The sequence below is a fragment of the Myxococcus llanfairpwllgwyngyllgogerychwyrndrobwllllantysiliogogogochensis genome (assembly GCF_006636215.1).
Classification (GTDB): Bacteria; Myxococcota; Myxococcia; order Myxococcales; family Myxococcaceae; genus Myxococcus; species Myxococcus llanfairpwllgwyngyllgogerychwyrndrobwllllantysiliogogogochensis.
This window is the reverse complement of sequence record NZ_VIFM01000842.1, coordinates 1-425: the sequence shown is the minus strand read 5'-3', so window position 1 is coordinate 425 and position 425 is coordinate 1. Positions and strand designations below refer to the sequence as shown.

Here is a 425-nt window from a genome sequence, read left to right as displayed (position 1 = left end):
CTGCCACGTCGAGCAGCAGCGTCTCATGGCCCTGGGAATACAGCAGGCGCAGTGCCGCACCCGCGCAGTCGCGCGCCTCGCCGGCCTTGCCCAATGCCGGCGCGATGAGCGCGCAGGCCGCATGTTCGGGGTATTGGAGCAGCCATGCGCGGCCCGCGGCCCGTGCGGTCTTGAGCTTCGCAAAGGCGCGCGCGGCCGTGGCGGCGATCTCCACCGCGCCGTAGTGCATCGCCCAGGACAGGTTCTCGGTCGGCTTCTGGCGCACCATCGCGGCCAGTGCCGGCAGCGCGGGCAGGCCCAGCGTGGCGATCGCGTATCCGATGTCCCCGCCTTCCGTCTCGCCGGCCACGGCATTCCAGAACGGCACGGCCATCTCGGGCGGCAACTGCGCCGCCGCGGTGGCATCGAAGCTGTACCAGTAGTAG

Annotated in this window: 1 pseudogene; it reads right to left on the bottom strand. The window is 71.3% G+C overall.

The annotated features are described in order from the left end of the window. Positions 1-425, bottom strand: a pseudogene (locus FJV41_RS57485) (hypothetical protein); the annotation flags it as partial.